General features: G+C 62.5%; 15 protein-coding genes. 4 read left to right on the forward strand and 11 right to left on the reverse strand.

Annotated features, from left to right (window positions below):
* The first annotated feature begins 145 nt into the window (after positions 1–145).
* A complete protein-coding gene (locus JQ629_RS16895; RefSeq protein ID WP_212413632.1) occupies positions 146–679 on the forward strand; it encodes a nitroreductase family protein in 534 nt (177 codons plus the stop codon).
* Positions 680–686: 7 nt separating this feature from the next.
* Here the strand turns inward: JQ629_RS16895 and JQ629_RS16900 are convergent, their stop codons facing one another.
* The 4 genes from JQ629_RS16900 to purC all read right to left on the reverse strand — a co-directional run bounded on the left by JQ629_RS16900 (position 687) and on the right by purC (position 3562).
* Positions 687–1643 (reverse strand): tripartite tricarboxylate transporter substrate-binding protein, encoded by a 957-nt coding sequence (locus JQ629_RS16900; RefSeq protein ID WP_212413633.1) that lies wholly within the window; start codon positions 1641–1643, stop codon positions 687–689.
* Positions 1644–1707: 64 nt separating this feature from the next.
* The gene (purQ, locus tag JQ629_RS16905; protein ID WP_212413634.1) at positions 1708–2409 is read right to left on the reverse strand and encodes a phosphoribosylformylglycinamidine synthase subunit PurQ; all 702 of its coding nucleotides are present in this window, start codon (positions 2407–2409) and stop codon (positions 1708–1710) included.
* 9 nt (positions 2410–2418) lie between these two features.
* Positions 2419–2658, reverse strand: a complete 240-nt coding sequence (gene purS / locus JQ629_RS16910; RefSeq protein WP_028349990.1) for a phosphoribosylformylglycinamidine synthase subunit PurS — start codon at positions 2656–2658, stop codon at positions 2419–2421.
* A gap of 136 nt (positions 2659–2794) precedes the next feature.
* Positions 2795–3562 carry a phosphoribosylaminoimidazolesuccinocarboxamide synthase gene (gene purC / locus JQ629_RS16915; protein WP_171708996.1) on the reverse strand — a complete coding sequence of 256 codons (768 nt, stop codon included), beginning with the start codon at positions 3560–3562 and terminating at the stop codon, positions 2795–2797.
* Between the two features lie 320 nt (positions 3563–3882).
* Between purC and JQ629_RS16920 the strand changes: the two genes are divergently transcribed.
* Positions 3883–4206, forward strand: a complete 324-nt coding sequence (locus tag JQ629_RS16920) for a DUF1476 domain-containing protein (protein WP_212264377.1) — start codon at positions 3883–3885, stop codon at positions 4204–4206.
* Positions 4207–4320: 114 nt separating this feature from the next.
* On the opposite strand, the gene JQ629_RS16925 is transcribed toward JQ629_RS16920, so the two are convergent.
* Positions 4321–5238 carry a LysR family transcriptional regulator gene (locus JQ629_RS16925; protein WP_212413635.1) on the reverse strand — a complete coding sequence of 306 codons (918 nt, stop codon included), beginning with the start codon at positions 5236–5238 and terminating at the stop codon, positions 4321–4323.
* 110 nt (positions 5239–5348) lie between these two features.
* Here JQ629_RS16925 and JQ629_RS16930 point away from each other — a divergent pair, with 110 nt between their 5' ends.
* Entirely contained in the window at positions 5349–6161 is an 813-nt protein-coding gene (locus JQ629_RS16930; RefSeq protein ID WP_212413636.1) for an isocitrate lyase/PEP mutase family protein, read from the forward strand.
* Between the two features lie 138 nt (positions 6162–6299).
* Here the strand turns inward: JQ629_RS16930 and cynS are convergent, their stop codons facing one another.
* The 4 genes from cynS to JQ629_RS16950 form a co-directional block, all read right to left on the reverse strand.
* Entirely contained in the window at positions 6300–6788 is a 489-nt protein-coding gene (cynS, locus tag JQ629_RS16935; protein WP_212413637.1) for a cyanase, read from the reverse strand.
* A gap of 20 nt (positions 6789–6808) precedes the next feature.
* On the reverse strand, positions 6809–7720 hold the full coding sequence (locus JQ629_RS16940; RefSeq protein WP_212413638.1) for an ABC transporter ATP-binding protein: 912 nt from the start codon (positions 7718–7720) through the stop codon (positions 6809–6811).
* A 4-nt stretch (positions 7721–7724) separates the two neighbouring features.
* Positions 7725–8564: a nitrate ABC transporter permease gene (gene ntrB, locus JQ629_RS16945; protein ID WP_212413639.1), complete on the reverse strand. Its 840-nt coding sequence runs from the start codon at positions 8562–8564 to the stop codon at positions 7725–7727.
* A gap of 166 nt (positions 8565–8730) precedes the next feature.
* Positions 8731–10119 (reverse strand): CmpA/NrtA family ABC transporter substrate-binding protein, encoded by a 1389-nt coding sequence (locus JQ629_RS16950; RefSeq protein WP_212413640.1) that lies wholly within the window; start codon positions 10117–10119, stop codon positions 8731–8733.
* Between the two features lie 167 nt (positions 10120–10286).
* Here JQ629_RS16950 and JQ629_RS16955 point away from each other — a divergent pair, with 167 nt between their 5' ends.
* Complete coding sequence (locus JQ629_RS16955) at positions 10287–12233, forward strand: sigma 54-interacting transcriptional regulator (RefSeq protein ID WP_212413641.1); 1947 nt, start codon at positions 10287–10289, stop codon at positions 12231–12233.
* A gap of 79 nt (positions 12234–12312) precedes the next feature.
* On the opposite strand, the gene JQ629_RS16960 is transcribed toward JQ629_RS16955, so the two are convergent.
* Entirely contained in the window at positions 12313–13584 is a 1272-nt protein-coding gene (locus tag JQ629_RS16960; RefSeq protein ID WP_212413642.1) for a tetratricopeptide repeat protein, read from the reverse strand.
* A 119-nt stretch (positions 13585–13703) separates the two neighbouring features.
* Entirely contained in the window at positions 13704–14915 is a 1212-nt protein-coding gene (locus JQ629_RS16965; protein ID WP_212413718.1) for a TrmJ/YjtD family RNA methyltransferase, read from the reverse strand.
* Positions 14916–15165 lie beyond the last annotated feature (250 nt).

Raw genomic sequence — 15165 nt, forward strand, 5'->3', positions numbered from 1 at the left:
GTTCAGCGGGTAGCCAGAGGATGCAGGAGCAAATTTCAGGCCAGCCGGACACGTTCGCGGCGGAATGGCTGGAAGCCCGTGCCCGCAGATTGGGCCTCAGAATTCGCGTATGCTCCGCGGAAATATCGAGACCGGGGAGAGCGAGATGGACGTCATTGCAGCGATCCACGGGCGCCGGTCGGTGCGCTCCTATGATCCCAAACCAGTTGAGCCCGAGCTGATCGAAAGCGTGATTGAGGATGCCGCACAGGCGCCGCCGCCGTTTCGCGGTCAGGTCCCCTGGGCTTTCAATGTCCTGCAGGGCGTCGAGCGCATCGCGGCCTGTGGCGCGCGCGCGATGGACTATGCGAGAGACCATCATCCCGACGAACCCGGCTGGGACTGGATCGAACGGCCCGGCTTCAAGATCTTCTGGGACGCGCCGGTCGTCGTCATCATTTCCGGACCGGTAGGAGATTGTTGCCGCGCCGGTCAGAACCTGATGCTGTCAGCGCATGCGCGCGGATTGGGAACGTGCTGGGTCGGCTCGCCGATGCTCTGGCTCAGCACGCCAGAGGTAAGGAAGGAGCTGGGAATTCCGGCCACGCTGGCGCCGGTTGCGGTGTTATGCCTCGGTTATCCCGTGGCGATTCCGGAAGCGGTAGTCCACGACAAGCCGCTTATCGTATGGGTGTCGTAGTGGCGCGCTACTTCTTCTCTTCCAGCAGCTTACGGTACTTCTCGACGTCGCGCGTCACGAGCTGCTGCAGCACTTCGGGGGTGTGCTCATTGGCATCGGGGGCAACGGTCGAGAGATCGTGAAAGCGCTTCTTGACGGCATCGCTCTCCACCGCGCTCTTCGCCGCGGCATTCAATTTCGCGATGATCGCCGGCGGCGTGCCTTTTGGGGCGAACAGGCCGTTCCAACCCTGCGCCTCGAATTCGGGAAGCCCCGCTTCCGCGGACGTCGGCAGTTCCGGCAAGGTCGCGAGCCGCACCGTCGAGCCGACCACCATTGCCCTGACGAGCTTGTCGTCGATCGCCTGCGACACGGAAGCTGCGGCATCGCAGACGCCGTCGATCTGGCCGCCGATCGCGTCCGTCAGCGCGGGCGCCGCGCCACGATAGCCGACCAGCGTGACATCGATGCCGGCGGCCTGCGCAAAGCTCTTGCAGATCAGGAAATTCGACGAGCCGACGCCGGCATGTCCGAGATTGATCTTGCCGGGATTTTTCTTCGCGTGGGCGATGAATTCCTGAAGATTCTTCGCCGGGAAATCCTTGCGCAGCGCGACGATGCCGAAGGTCTTCGCCACCATCGCAATCGGCACGAAGGAGTCCGGCGTGAACGACAGTTTCGGATAGATCGTATAGGTCGCTGCGCTGGTGCCGGCATTGCCGATCGCGATGGTGTAACCATCGGCTTCAGCGCGCGCCGCCCGCGCCAGCGCGATCGAGCCGCCGGCGCCCACGATATTCTCGATCACGATCGGCTGTCCGAGTGGCTTGGCCATCTCTTCGGCAACCACGCGCGCGATCACGTCCGAAGTGCCGCCGGCCGCAAACGGCACGATCATCGTGACGGGACGTTTTGGATAATCCTGCGCGTGGGCGCTCGTGACGAAAGACAGCGACGCAATGACCGCCAGCAGCCACTTCGTCATTTTACTGTGACGCGTTTTCTTCACGCGAACCGGTTCCCGCTTCGCCTGAAAACGCTATCGGCAATCACGCGGCTTTTTCCAAATGCGCCACGAGGCCGGCGAACAGCCCGCGACCGTCGGTGCAGCCCATGATGTCTTCGACGTGGTTTTCCGGATGCGGCATCATGCCGAGCACATTGCCGCGCTCGCTGACGATGCCGGCGATCGATTCCGCGGCACCATTGATGTTTGAGTTCTCGTCGACCACGCCGTCGGCCGAGCAATAGCGGTAGAGCACCCGCCCCTCGCCTTCGAGCCGTTTCACCGTCTCTTCATCGGCCTCGTAATTGCCTTCGCCATGCGCGACCGGCACGCGGATGACCTGGCCTGCATTGTAGCCGCGTGTGAACGGCGTGTCGGAGCGTTCGACGCGCAGGTGCACATCCTTGCAGATGAATTTCAGCCGCGCGTTGCGCATCAATACGCCGGGAAGCAGCCCGGCTTCGCAGAGGATCTGAAAACCGTTGCAGACGCCGAGCACGAGGCCGCCACTGGCCGCAAAATCCCGCACCGCGTCCATGACCGGCGCACGCGCCGCAATGGCGCCGCAGCGCAGATAGTCGCCGTAGGAAAACCCGCCGGGTACCACCACGAGATCGGTGCCCTTGGGCAGCGCGGTCTCGGCATGCCAGACCATCGCGGCCTCGTTGCCCGACGCGAGTTTGAGTGCGCGCGCCATGTCGCGCTCGCGATTGATGCCAGGGAAGACGAGAACGGCTGATTTCATGGAGAGCGCCTAGAGCAGTTCGACCCGATAATTCTCGATCACGGTGTTCGCCAGCAGCTTGTCGGCGGCGTCTTTCAACGCCGCCTCGGCCTTGGCCTTGTCCGAGCCTGATAGCTCGATGTCGAACACCTTGCCCTGACGGACACTGGCGACGCCGTCGACGCCGAGCGATTTCAGCGCGCCTTCGATGGCCTTGCCCTGCGGATCGAGAATGCCGGACTTCAGGGTAACGGTAACACGTGCTTTCATATTCTTGGCCCAATATTCAGGACGTCACCCTGAGGTGCGGGGGGCGAAGCCCGAGCCTCGAAGGACGACCTTGTATTTCATCTCCATCCTTCGAGGCTCGCCGAAGCCGGCGAGCACCTCAGGATGAGGTGACCGATCAGCTCTTCACCAGCACCGGACCCGTACCCGCCGGCCGCTCGTTCTCCATCAGGATACCCAGACGTTTTGCGACCTCGGTATAGGCCTCCAGGAGACCACCGAGATCCCTGCGGAAACGATCCTTGTCGAGCTTCTCGTTCGACTTGATGTCCCACAGCCGGCATGAGTCGGGCGAGATCTCGTCGGCGACGATGATCCGCATCATCTCGTTCTCGAACAGGCGGCCGCATTCCATCTTGAAATCGACCAGACGGATGCCGATGCCCAGAAACAGCCCGGTCAGGAAGTCGTTGACGCGGATGGCGAGCGCCATGATGTCGTCGATTTCCTGCGGCGTCGCCCAGCCGAATGCGGTGATGTGCTCTTCGGAGACCATCGGGTCGTTGAGCTGGTCGTTCTTGTAATAAAACTCGATGATCGAGCGCGGCAGCTGGGTGCCTTCCTCAATGCCGAGGCGCTGCGACAGCGATCCCGCCGCCACGTTCCGCACCACCACCTCCAGCGGCACAATCTCGACCTCGCGAATCAGCTGCTCGCGCATGTTGAGGCGGCGGATGAAATGGGTCGGCACCCCGATGTCGTTGAGGTGCTGAAACAGGTACTCCGAAATCCGGTTGTTGAGGACACCCTTGCCCTCGATCACCTGATGTTTCTTGGCATTGAACGCGGTCGCATCGTCCTTGAAGTGCTGGATCAGGGTTCCCGGCTCCGGACCTTCATACAGGACCTTGGCCTTGCCTTCATAAATACGGCGTCGACGGCTCATAGGGATGTACCGTGTTTTGTTGAAATCCATGAATTTGGTGTGCTCCGGATGACAAGGGTTTACGACCACGACGGAGCTGCCGTGAAGGCCAGGAACCTGATCTTAACCATCTGGAAACAGAACAAGAACCAAGCCTGTTGGCAACCTATCCGATTGGCCTATCCAGCACAATCGACACGGCCCAATTGGGCCCAACTTATACCTGTAGACTGCGGCTTAACGGCCCGTTGTTTTGCCGATTCGCCCCCTCTATCTAGGTAGGCGACGGGGTCGCCACAACGCGGCCCCCGCGTGCATCTGGCAGGGATTGGAACTCAAATATGAGCACTTTCGACAAGCGCGAAGAAGGTTTCGAGAAGAAATTCGCTCTCGATGCGGATCAGAAGTTCAAGGCAGAGGCGCGCCGTAACCGGTTGCTCGGAACCTGGGTCGCAGAAAAGCTCGGAATTACCGGCGACGCCGCCACTGCCTACGCCAAGGAGGTGGTCGCCGCCGATTTCGAGGAAGCCGGCGATTCCGACGTCCTTCGCAAGGTTATGGCCGATATCAAGGCCAAGGGCGTTGCCCTCACCGAGCAGGAACTCCGCGCCAAGATGGACGAGCTGATGGCGACCGCCGTCGCCCAGGTGAAGGCGGGGACGTAAAGCTGGCGTCATTCCCCGGGGCGGTGCGAAAGCACCGCCCCTCAGATGCGCAATTGGGGAATCTCGAGATTCCGGGTCTGGTCCTAACGGACCATCCCGGAATGACGGCTTGAATTATCGCTTCAACGCTTTCACCCCGCCGTATTCCGCCCGAATAATCTCCAAGACCCGCCGCGACGCCGCGCTGAGAAAGCCGCCGCGGCGGGTCACCGTCACGACGTCCTGGCTTGCTTTGAGATCGCCGACGCGGATGGTCGCGATCGAGCCGTATTTCAGTTCTTCCGCAGCGTTGCTCTCCGAGAGCAATGCGATGCCAAGGCCGGCCTCGACCAGACGCTTCTGCGCGGTGAGGCTGTCGACCGGCGTCCAGCCGACCTCCCCCAATCCATGGGTTTGAAACAGCGCGAACACGTGTGACGCCGTGATCTCGCGCCGCTGCGGCAGTACCGGAAACGCGATCCAGCGTTCGCCGCGCAAATCGGCCAGTTTCGCGACCCGCCGGCCGGCGCGCGGATGATCGGCCGCGCAAACGACCTGAAGCCGTTCGGCGAGCAATAACTCGCAATCGAGATCGCGCGAGCGATCGCGGTCGTAGCGCAGCCCGATGGTGGCCTCGCCGCGCCGGATCAGATCGCTGACCTCCGCGCTGGTTGCCGTGCGCAGGCTCAGTTCGACACCGGGATATTCCGCCGCAAAGCGCTTGAGGATTTCCGACAGCCTGCCGCCCGCCAGCGTGCCGACCACGGCGAGCGCGACCGGTCCCGAATCCGGCCGCGCCAGTGCGCGCACGGCATTCTCCGCATCCTGCGCGGCGGCGACCGCTCGCTCTGCGTACGGCACCATCACCCGCCCCGCATCGCTCAGCATCGTCCGTCCTGCGATCCGCTCGAACAAGGGCATGCCGAGTTCCTGCTCCAGGAGCGCGATGCGCCGGGATATCGCCGGCTGCGAACGGTGCAGCGCCTTGGCGGCGCTCGAGATTCCACCGCGGCGGTAAACCGTCAGGAAGGTGCTGAGCGCGTCGCTGTCCATTTTCCGGTCCATGCAAAAAGCTGATGATATGAAGAGAAATAACAAATTAGGCTGATGGGAGGAAGCCTCCTATGTTTGGCCGCGAAGCAACCGGTTGAGGGAAACGACCGATGCGCAGCCAGATGGAAAAAGCCGAACTGTTCCGCACCCTGCACGCGCGGCCCGGCGCCTTCATCATCCCCAACCCATGGGACGCCGGCACTGCCAAGCTGCTTGCGGCAATGGGTTTTGAGGCGCTCGCGACCACCAGCCTCGGGCTTGCCAACACGCTCGGCAGCGCCACCGTCAGCCTCGACGCCATTATCGAGAATTGCCGCGCCATTGCTGATGCGACCAACCTGCCGGTCAATGCGGATCTGGAGAATTGCGGCGCGGATGACCCGAAAACCGCCGCCAAAGCCATCGCGCGCGCGGCCGAAGCCGGCGTGGTCGGCGGCTCGATCGAGGATTCAACCGGCGATCCCCGGCGGCCGATTTACGATTTCGCGCTCGCGGTCGAGCGGGTGCATGCGGCGGTCGAAGCCGCCCGCGCGCTGCCGTTTCCGTTCACGCTGACCGCGCGGGCCGAGAACCTGCTGTATGGCCATAATGATCTCGACGACACCATCAAGCGCTTGCAGGCGTTCGAGGCCGCCGGCGCTGACGTGCTGTATTCGCCCGGCGTGCACGACATCGACACCATCCGCACCGTCGTGTCCTCGGTCGGAAAACCCTTCAACCTGGTGATGGGTTTTGCCGATCCGACATTGACCGTGCCGCAGATTGCCGCCGCCGGCGTCAAGCGCATCAGCGTCGGCGGCGCGATGGCGCGCGTGGCGCTCGCCGCCTTCCTCAAATGCGCCCGCGAAATGAAAGACCAGGGCGCATTCACCTATGTGCGCGACATGGCGCCGGTCAAGGAAGTCAGGGCGGCGTTTAAGTAACCGGTCCATCCCCGTCATTGTCGGCAACAAACGCGTAGCGTTTGTGCCTGAGAGCGAAGCGAAGCAATCCATTCCTCCGCACGGGGAAAGATGGATTGCTTCGTCGCGTTGCTCCTCGCAATGACGGCGGAGAGTGCGTCACCCCTCCTTGAACCCATACTCCGGCACGTTGCCGCTAGCGCCGTAATATTTATACGGCAGGAATTTTCCGGACATCGTGATCTTGACGCGGTCGCCCTTCGGATTGGCAACGCGCTCCATCGCCATGTCGAAGTCGATCGCCGACATGATGCCGTCGCCGAATTCCTCCTCGATCAGCGCCTTCCACGCCGGGCCGTTGACCAGCACCATTTCGTAGAAGCGATAGATCAGGGGATCGGTCGGCGGCATCGGCGTGCCGGTGCCGCGCATCGGCACTTCGTTCAGCATCGCTACTTCCGACTTCGACAGCCCGAACAGTTCGCCGGCGTTCGCCGCCTGCGGTTTTGTCAGCTTCATCTGGCCGAGGATGGCGCCGACGATCAGCACCTCGGAATAGCCGCCGATCTGTTCGCAGATGTGCTTCCAGCTCCAACCCTTCTCGCGCTTGATGTCGAGCAGCTTTTCGGTGAGGTCTTCGCGTTTCATGTCTCGTCTCCTGGTGAATGTTAACGGGCGATCGTCTGAGCCGGGCTGGTCTCGATCATTTTCGGTGACGCGACGATGGTCGGCTCGCTCAGGCCCGGCCGCACGATCGGCACGTTGCGCGGATCGTGGTTGGTTACCGTGGCCGCAAAGGTCTTGCTGCGGCTGACCAGGAAATCGACGATGTGGTTGCGCAGCGCGTAGTAATAGGGATGGCGGTGCAGATCGATGCGGCCGCGATCCTTTGGCAGCGGATTTTCCACGATCTCGGCGAGCACTGCGCCGGGGCCGTTGGTCATCAGGAAAATCTTGTCGGCGAGATAGATCGCTTCATCCACGTCATGCGTGATCATGAACGCGGTCTGCCCGGTCTCAAGGCAGATGCGGCGCACCTCGTCCTGCAGCGTGCCGCGCGTCAGCGCGTCGAGCGCGGAGAATGGCTCGTCCATCAGCATGATTTTTGGCGTGATCGAAAGCGCCCGCGCGATGCCGACACGCTGCTTCATACCGCCAGACAATTCCGACGGGCGCTTATGCTCGGAGCCGGTCAGCCCGACCAGATCGATGAACTTCTGCGCATGCGCCTTCACCTTGGCGCGGTCCCAGTCGCGCCATTTCGAGGTGACGGCATAGGAGACATTGCCGAGCACCGTGCGCCACGGCAGCAGCGCGTGGCTCTGGAAGATCACGGCGCGGTCGAGGCTGGTGCCCTCAATGGCCTGCCCGTCGACGATGACGGCGCCCTCGCTGGGCTCGTCGAGGCCGGCCAGAATGTTCAGCACCGTGGTCTTGCCGCAGCCGGAATGGCCGATCACGCAGCCGAACTCGCCGCGCGACATCGACAGCCAGAGGTCCTCGAACACGCTGATCTGGCCGCCATCGGCGCCGGGATAACGCCGCGCGATGCCTTCGATCGAGATGAACTTGTCGGTCATCGCTCTACTCCGGGAACGTGACCATGCGCGTGAACCGCGCAAGGATCTGGTCGAGCAGCATGCCGACGATGCCGATCAGGAGAATGGCGATGATGACATTGGTGATCGAGAGATTGTTCCATTCGTTCCAGACGAAGTAGCCGATGCCGGTGCCGCCGACCAACATCTCGGCCGCGACGATCACGAGCCAGGCGATGCCGATCGAGATCCGCATGCCCGTGAGAATGGTCGGCGCCGCCGCCGGCAGGATCACCGTGAAGGCGCGCCTGACGGTGCCAACTTCCAGCGTGCGGGCGACGTTGATCCATTCCTTGCGTACGGCCGCGACGCCAAAGCTGGTGTTGAGCAGCATCGGCCATACCGAGCAGATGAAGATCACGAAGATCGCCGAAATGCTGGAATCCTTGATGGTGTAGAGCGCGAGCGGCATCCAGGCCAGCGGCGAGATCGGCTTCAGCACCTGGATGAACGGGTCGAGCGCCTTGCTGAACAGCGGCGACATCCCGATCAGGAAGCCGAGCGGTATCGCGACGATCACAGCCAGGAAATATCCAAGGGCGACGCGGGCGATGGAATAGCCGAGCTGGATTCCGAGCCCCTTGTCGTTCGGCCCGTTATCGTAGAACGGGCTCTTCAGGTGCTCCCACAGCTTGGCGCCGACATCGAGCGGTCCCGGCATCGCCGACTTGCCGGCGGTCGCGGTCAGGCCCATCAGCTTGGCGTATTCCGGCGTCATGTTGGCAACGGTGCCGGTGCCGCGCGTCGAAATGTGCCAGATGCCGAGGAACGCGGCGAACAGCGCGATCGACACGATTGCCGCGCGGACACGAAGGGAGGAGGTCATTGGGCGAAATCTCTCAACACGTCGTCCCGGCGAAGGCCGGGACCCATACTCCGCGGCAGTGGTGATGAAAGAAGGTCGCTGACATCACGCCCAATCGAGACGACACGGCGTATGGGTCCCGGCCTTCGCCGGGACGACAGCGGCAAGTGTAGTTGCGCCCCCGCCATCACGAAGCCTTCCTGATCTTGAAGCTGGCGAGATAATCCTCGGGCTTGGCCGGATCGAAGGTCTTGCCCATCACCGAAAAGCTCTTGGTGGTGGTGGTCGGCGGCGTCAGCCCCGCCTCTTTCATCAGCCTGGTGGCGTCGGTCGCGAGATAGACTTGCGCCGCGATGCCGGCATAGTCGACGTCGCCCTTGAGTTGCCCCCAACGCTTCATCTGCGTCATGATCCAGATCGCAAAGGACTGCCAGGGGAATGGATCGAAATCGACGCGGTTCGGCTGGTTGACGACGTTGCCAAGACCGTCGGCGAAGGTGCCGGTGAGAATCTGTTCCAGCACGATCTGCGGCTGGTTCAAATAGTTCGCGGGCGCGATGGCCTCCGCAATCTGCTTGCGGTTCTCGGCCTTGTGCGCGTACGCGGTGGCTTCGATGATCGACTTGAGCAGCGCGCTATAGGTATTCGGCATCGAGGTGATGAATTCCTTCGATGCGGCAAAGGCGCAACAGGGGTGCCCCTCCCAGATATCCTTGGTCAGGATGTGAATAAAGCCGACGCCGTCATAGACCGCGCGCTGGTTCATCGGATCGGGGCCGAGGAAGCCGTCGATATTGTCGGCGCGCAAATTGGCGACCATTTCCGGCGGTGGCACGGCGCGGATCTGCACGTCGGCATCGGGGTCGATGCCATGCTCGGCCAGATAATAACGCAGCAGATAGTTGTGCATGGAGTAGTCGAACGGGACGGCGAATTTAAAGCCCTTCCAGCTCTTCGGGTCGCGCTTGTCCTTGTGCTTGACCGCGAGCGTAATCGCCTGGCCGTTGATGTTCTCCACCGCGGGCATGGTGTAGGGCAACGGGTTGGAGCCGACCCCCATGGTGATCGCGAGCGGCATCGGCGACAGCATGTGGGCCGCGTCGTATTCCTTATTGATGGTCTTGTCGCGAATGACGGCCCAGCCGGCGGTCTTGATGACTTCGACGTTGAGGCCGTTCTTGGAGTAAAACCCCATCGGCGCGGCCATGATGATCGGCGTCGCGCAGGTGATCGGTATGAAGCCGACCTTGAGGTCCTTCTTTTCCAGCGGCCCGCCTTGCGCGAAGGCTTCGGTCGCGGTCTTCAGCGGGAAGAATTGCGACAGCGCGGCAGCGGCGGTCGCCGCTCCCACCGATTTCAGAAAGGCGCGGCGCGCCACATCCTGCGGAAACATCGCGCGCATCACGGCGGATGCGACCACGTTCTCGAAGCGGGCCTCTTCGGAAGCCGCCACCGCCGGCTGCGACGCAAGCTGCCCGTCGGCATCATGTTCGGCATCGCTAACGTGCTTGCCGCAGCAGCAACCCTGGGCGTGAAGTCTGCGGGCGGGATCGAACGGATTGTCGAACGTGGACATGAAACCTCCTGCGTGACGCTGAGGTCAATTACGCAAGGAGTGTGCCAGCCCCATCCGGTCGCATTTGCCGAATTAATGCAGCTATTTTAGCCGGATTGTTGGTGATTACGAGAATTCGTGATACACGAAAAATCGTAGTCAAATTACGAGTTCTCGGAGTTTTGGGAATGGACCCGACGCCGCATTTGCATGCCGCGACGCCGCGCGATTCTGATCTGCGCACCCTCACCTTCGACTATCTGGTCGAGCCGACGTTGCTGCTCGACCCCGACAGCGACGAGATCATCGATGCCAATCCCGCCGCCTGCACCCTGCTCGGCTACGACCGCACGCTGCTGCGGGAAACCAAATTCAGCGCGCTGCATGCCGGGCAAGCGCCTGCGCTGATCGTGTTCAGCCAGGCCGTGCTCGACAAAGGCGCCTACTGGACCAACGCGCTGACGCCGCGCCACGCCACCAGCCAGAAGCTGCGGCTGGAATATACGGGATCGATGCTGCCGCATGACGGACGCGCGCTGATCCTGCTCACGATGAGCGACCTCGAGCAGCGCCGCCGCCGCTATGTCGATGCCACCGCCGAGGACCATATGCGCGGCGGCCTCGCCGCCTGGCAGCGCGTCGAGCGGGTGTTCCAGGACATCGAGCGCGAGAACCAGCTGATCCTGCGCGCCGCCGGCGAAGGCATCTACGGCGTCAATGCCGAGGGCAAGACCACCTTCGTCAATCCGGCCGCGGAAAGGATGCTGGGGTGGACCGCCGAGGAACTGGTCGGCAAGGCGATCCATCCGATCGTTCACCACAGCCACCATGACGGCAGTCATTACCCCGACGAGGACTGTCCGATCTATGCGGCGTTCCGCGATGGCGCGATCCACAACGTCGATGGCGAGGTGTTCTGGCGCAAGAACGGCTCTCCGGTCTGGGTGGAGTACACATCGACGCCGATCCGTGACCGCGGCACGGTGGTGGGCGCCGTGATCGTGTTTCGCGACGTCAGCCACCGCCGCGAGGCCGACGAAAAACTGCACGCCGCGCTAGCCGAAGTCGACCGCTTGCGCGAGCGGCTGGAGCTGGAAAACGCCTATCTGCAGGAAGAAATCCGGATCGAGACCAACCCGCGCGGCATCATCGGCCAGAGCGAGGCGATCCAGAAGACACTGCGCCAGGTCAAACTGGTCGCACCGACCACGGCCGCCGTGATGATCACCGGCGAGTCCGGCACCGGCAAGGAATTGATCGCGCGCGCCATTCATGAAGCCAGCAACCGCCGCGACCGGCCGCTGATCCGCGTCAATTGCGCGGCGATCCCGCGCGAACTGTTCGAGAGTGAATTCTTCGGACACGTCAAAGGCGCCTTCACCGGCGCGGTGCGCGATCGCATTGGCCGGTTTGAACTTGCCGATGGCGGCACCCTGTTTCTCGACGAGGTCGGCGAAATCCCGCTGGAACTGCAGGGCAAGCTGCTGCGTGTGCTGCAGGAGGGCAATTTCGAGCGTGTCGGCGAGGAGCGCACCCGCACCGTCGATGTGCGCGTGATCGCCGCCACCAACCGGAACCTGAAGCAGGAAGTGCAGCGCGGCCGTTTTCGCGAGGATTTGTATTTCCGGCTCAACGTTTTCCCGGTGGAATCGGTGCCGCTGCGCGACCGCCGCGAGGACATTCCGCTGCTGGCCCAGCATTTCCTGATGAGCGAGAGCAACGAGCTGAAGTCCGATCTGCGGCTGTCGGAAGGCGATGCGCGGCGGCTGCAGCGTTACGACTGGCCCGGCAATGTCCGCGAACTGCAGAACGTGATCGAGCGCGCGGCCATCCTTTCCCAAAATGGACGGTTGCGGATCGATCTGCCGGATAATGTCGGCGCGCATTCGCCAGCCAGCGCCAGCCGCCAGAAGAGCGACGTGCGGCCGGCCGTCATGACGTCAGCCGAGATGCGCGATCACGAGCGCGCCAACATTCTGGCCGCCCTTACCGCCTGCAACGGCAAGGTGTTCGGCGCCGGCGGCGCCGCCGCGCTGCTCGACCTCAAGCCGACCACGCTGGCGTCGCGCATGAAGGCGCTCGGGATTTCAGCCCCGCGCGCGACAAGGTCCACGGCGTTTACGATGACTTCCTGATCTTGAAGCTCGCGAGATAGTCCTCCGGCTTGGCGGCGCCAGCTAGAGGCGATCTGGATCGCGGTAAGTTGAGCACCAATCACGGGGCCGTCCCGATTGCTTTGAGCTCAGCGTTGGCGGCTTGCCACTCAATAAAGTCTTTGGGGCATTCAGCGGCGGCGAACTGGAAAAGCCGCTTGGCCTCTTCTCTTGCGCCTCGCAGCAGTGCCAATTCGCCCGAGTAGAAATTTACTTCACAGACCTGTTCTCTTTTTTTCCGAGCGTTGGCATCGTCCGCGGCCGCGAGCACGGCCTCCGGCTCCATCTCGCCCAGAAATAGGCGGACGATCGGAGCCGGCCATCGCGACATGTCAAGCTGCCTGGCGATCTCATTAAGCTGGTTCGGTTGGCCACTCTTCTGCCGCACGAGATCGAGCCACAGCTGCGTATAGGGATCCTTCTGATTGAGCTCGTACGCTCGGCCGAGATCATCGAAGGCTTCCGACAACATCCCGGCCTGAAAGTGGATGAACCCTTTCCAGCGATGGGGACGGAAATCGTTCGGGGCAAGTTCGATTGCCTGCTTGATACTGTTCAGCGCCTGTTCGAGGTCCCCTCGGGCGCCAAGGACGTTGGCACGGAAAGCATAGGACCGGGTATCCCTTGGATTGAGCTGAATGGCCTGATTGAATTCGGCCAATGCAAGGTCAATGTTGCCCTTGGCCATGTGAGCCTGGCCGCGGCAGTATCGACCGATGTGGTGCTCCGGGCTGATCGCGATCGCACGATTGCAGTCAGCCGTGGCGCGGTCCGGCTCGTCCTTGAGAGTGTAGGCGTAGGCACGGTTGACAAATGCGGTGAAATTTTCGGGATGAAGCTGAAGGACGCGGCCATAGTCGGCGATCGCGCCGTCAATGTCTCCCTTGGCCAGATAGGCGCTAGCCCGTCCCAGATAGACGTAAACATCTTTTGGATTGAGTTCGACGGCCTTCGCGTAATCGGCGAACGCTGCGTCCAGGTCGCGCTTCCCGCTGTAGGCAGATGCTCTGCCAAGACGGGCACGCATATTGTTCGGATCGTGTTCGAGTATCCGACTGTAGTCGGCGATCCCCCGGTCCGCCTCTCCCTTCTCGAGATAAAGCCGGGCGCGCTGAAAGTGTGCAACGATCACGTGTGGCATCATGGCCGTCGCCGCTTCGATCACGGCCGTGCAAGCCGTAACGCGATCGTCCAGGCTGACAGCACCGCCGTTGCACTTCGCCGCCGGGGGCAATTCCGCGCGGACACTCGAAATTGACACATGCGACGCACCGATCAGCGTCATCAAAATTGTCGCCGCGCCGACCAGCGCGCGGTATTTACTCTTCGGCATCATGCCCCCAGGCGGAATTCACGCCGGGGACAATAGCAATCGAGCGCATCGTTGTCACAGCCTTCGGTTGTTTCGTACCCTGCTCGTGTGTATGCGCGCGGTCCCGGCAACGACAACGGTCAAGTCGAACTGGAGATCGCGCCCTCCAGCCGCCCCAACTCGGCGTCAAGGTCCCTCTCCACGTCCGCCACCCGCATCTCGACCACCCGGTAGTCGCGCGCCTCCAGCCAGCTCCGCCGCGCGGCACGGTCGGCGACGATCGCCTCCGACTCGGACGAGTTGACCAGTTCGATCGCGACCCGGTGCACGAAGGTGACGAAGTCGGGGATGTGGCGGCCGATCGGAGTCTGGCGTTTGAATTGGCCGGCGAAGCGGCGGTCGCGGGTCAGCGCCTGCCACAGCATGCGCTCGGCGTCGGTCGGGTTGCGGCGCAGCAATCGGGCCAGGCCACGGACGGTTCCGCCGCTCTCCGACGGCGAAGCCGCCTGGCCATGCTCAGCCAGCAGGGCGCGCAACCTCGTCGCCTGTTCGCCGTCGAGCACGCCGCCCTTGGCCGGACCCTTGCGGCCCTCGGCGATCGCCATGACAACCCCGTGGAGGGTGTGCATGTCCTGCTTGGTCGGGTCCATCCGGGTGAAGATGTTGCGCATGTTGACCAGCATGGTCTCCCGCTTCTCGGCCGGGCGCAGGAACTCGACCTTGTCGAGCTCCCGGACCAGGTTGTCGAAAAAGGCCTGCATCTGATGCTGGGACGCCGGCTCGGACCGTTCGGGCATCGCGAACGGGAGGGTGCCGCCGGTCGAAAGCTTGAACCACTCATAGCCGATCAAGAGCACCGCCTGCGCCAGATTGAGCGAGGCGAAACCGGGGTTGACCGGGAAGGTGATGATCCGGTTGGCGAGCGCGACCTCCTCGTTCTGGAGACCGTATCGCTCGCGCCCGAACAGGATGCCGACTCCGCCAGCGGCCCGGTTGGCAACATGCGCGACAATCTCGGCCGCGGCATCTGACGGCGCGACCACCGGCTTGGCCTGGTCGTGCGCGCGGGCGGTGGTGGCAAACAGCAGCGTCAGATCCGCGACCGCCTGCTCGACGGTGTCGAACAATTCGGCTCGTTCCAGAATCTGGTCGGCGCCGGCTGCGGCGCGTTGCGCAGCGACGTTTGGCCAGCCGTCGCGCGGATTCACGATTCTTAAACGGGAAAGAGCGAAGTTGCCCATCGCTCGCGCGGCCATGCCGATATTCTCGCCGAGCTGTGGTTCGACAAGGATCACAACAGGTCCAGCTAAGTCCAAACCAGACTTGGTTTTATCGGTCCCAGAGCCGGACATATCCTGCGTCACTTTCTGATTCTAGTTCGGAAGCTGATTCAACTTCTGAAGATTTTGAATCAGGATGCGAAGCACCTGATTCAAAACCTCATTCCATGTCTCGATGATCGGCCACAACAGCGGCCAAAATTCCCAAGCCGGATAGCGGGCTTAGTAGCGTTTCCGGAAGTTCGGTCAAAGCCTGAATTAGGCTTGCTCGCGCGCGGCTTGTACCCAAGCCGCTTTCGGATAGGCTAACAATCACACTCAA

The organism is Bradyrhizobium sp. AUGA SZCCT0222 (assembly GCF_018130205.1).
Lineage (GTDB): Bacteria > Pseudomonadota > Alphaproteobacteria > Rhizobiales > Xanthobacteraceae > Bradyrhizobium.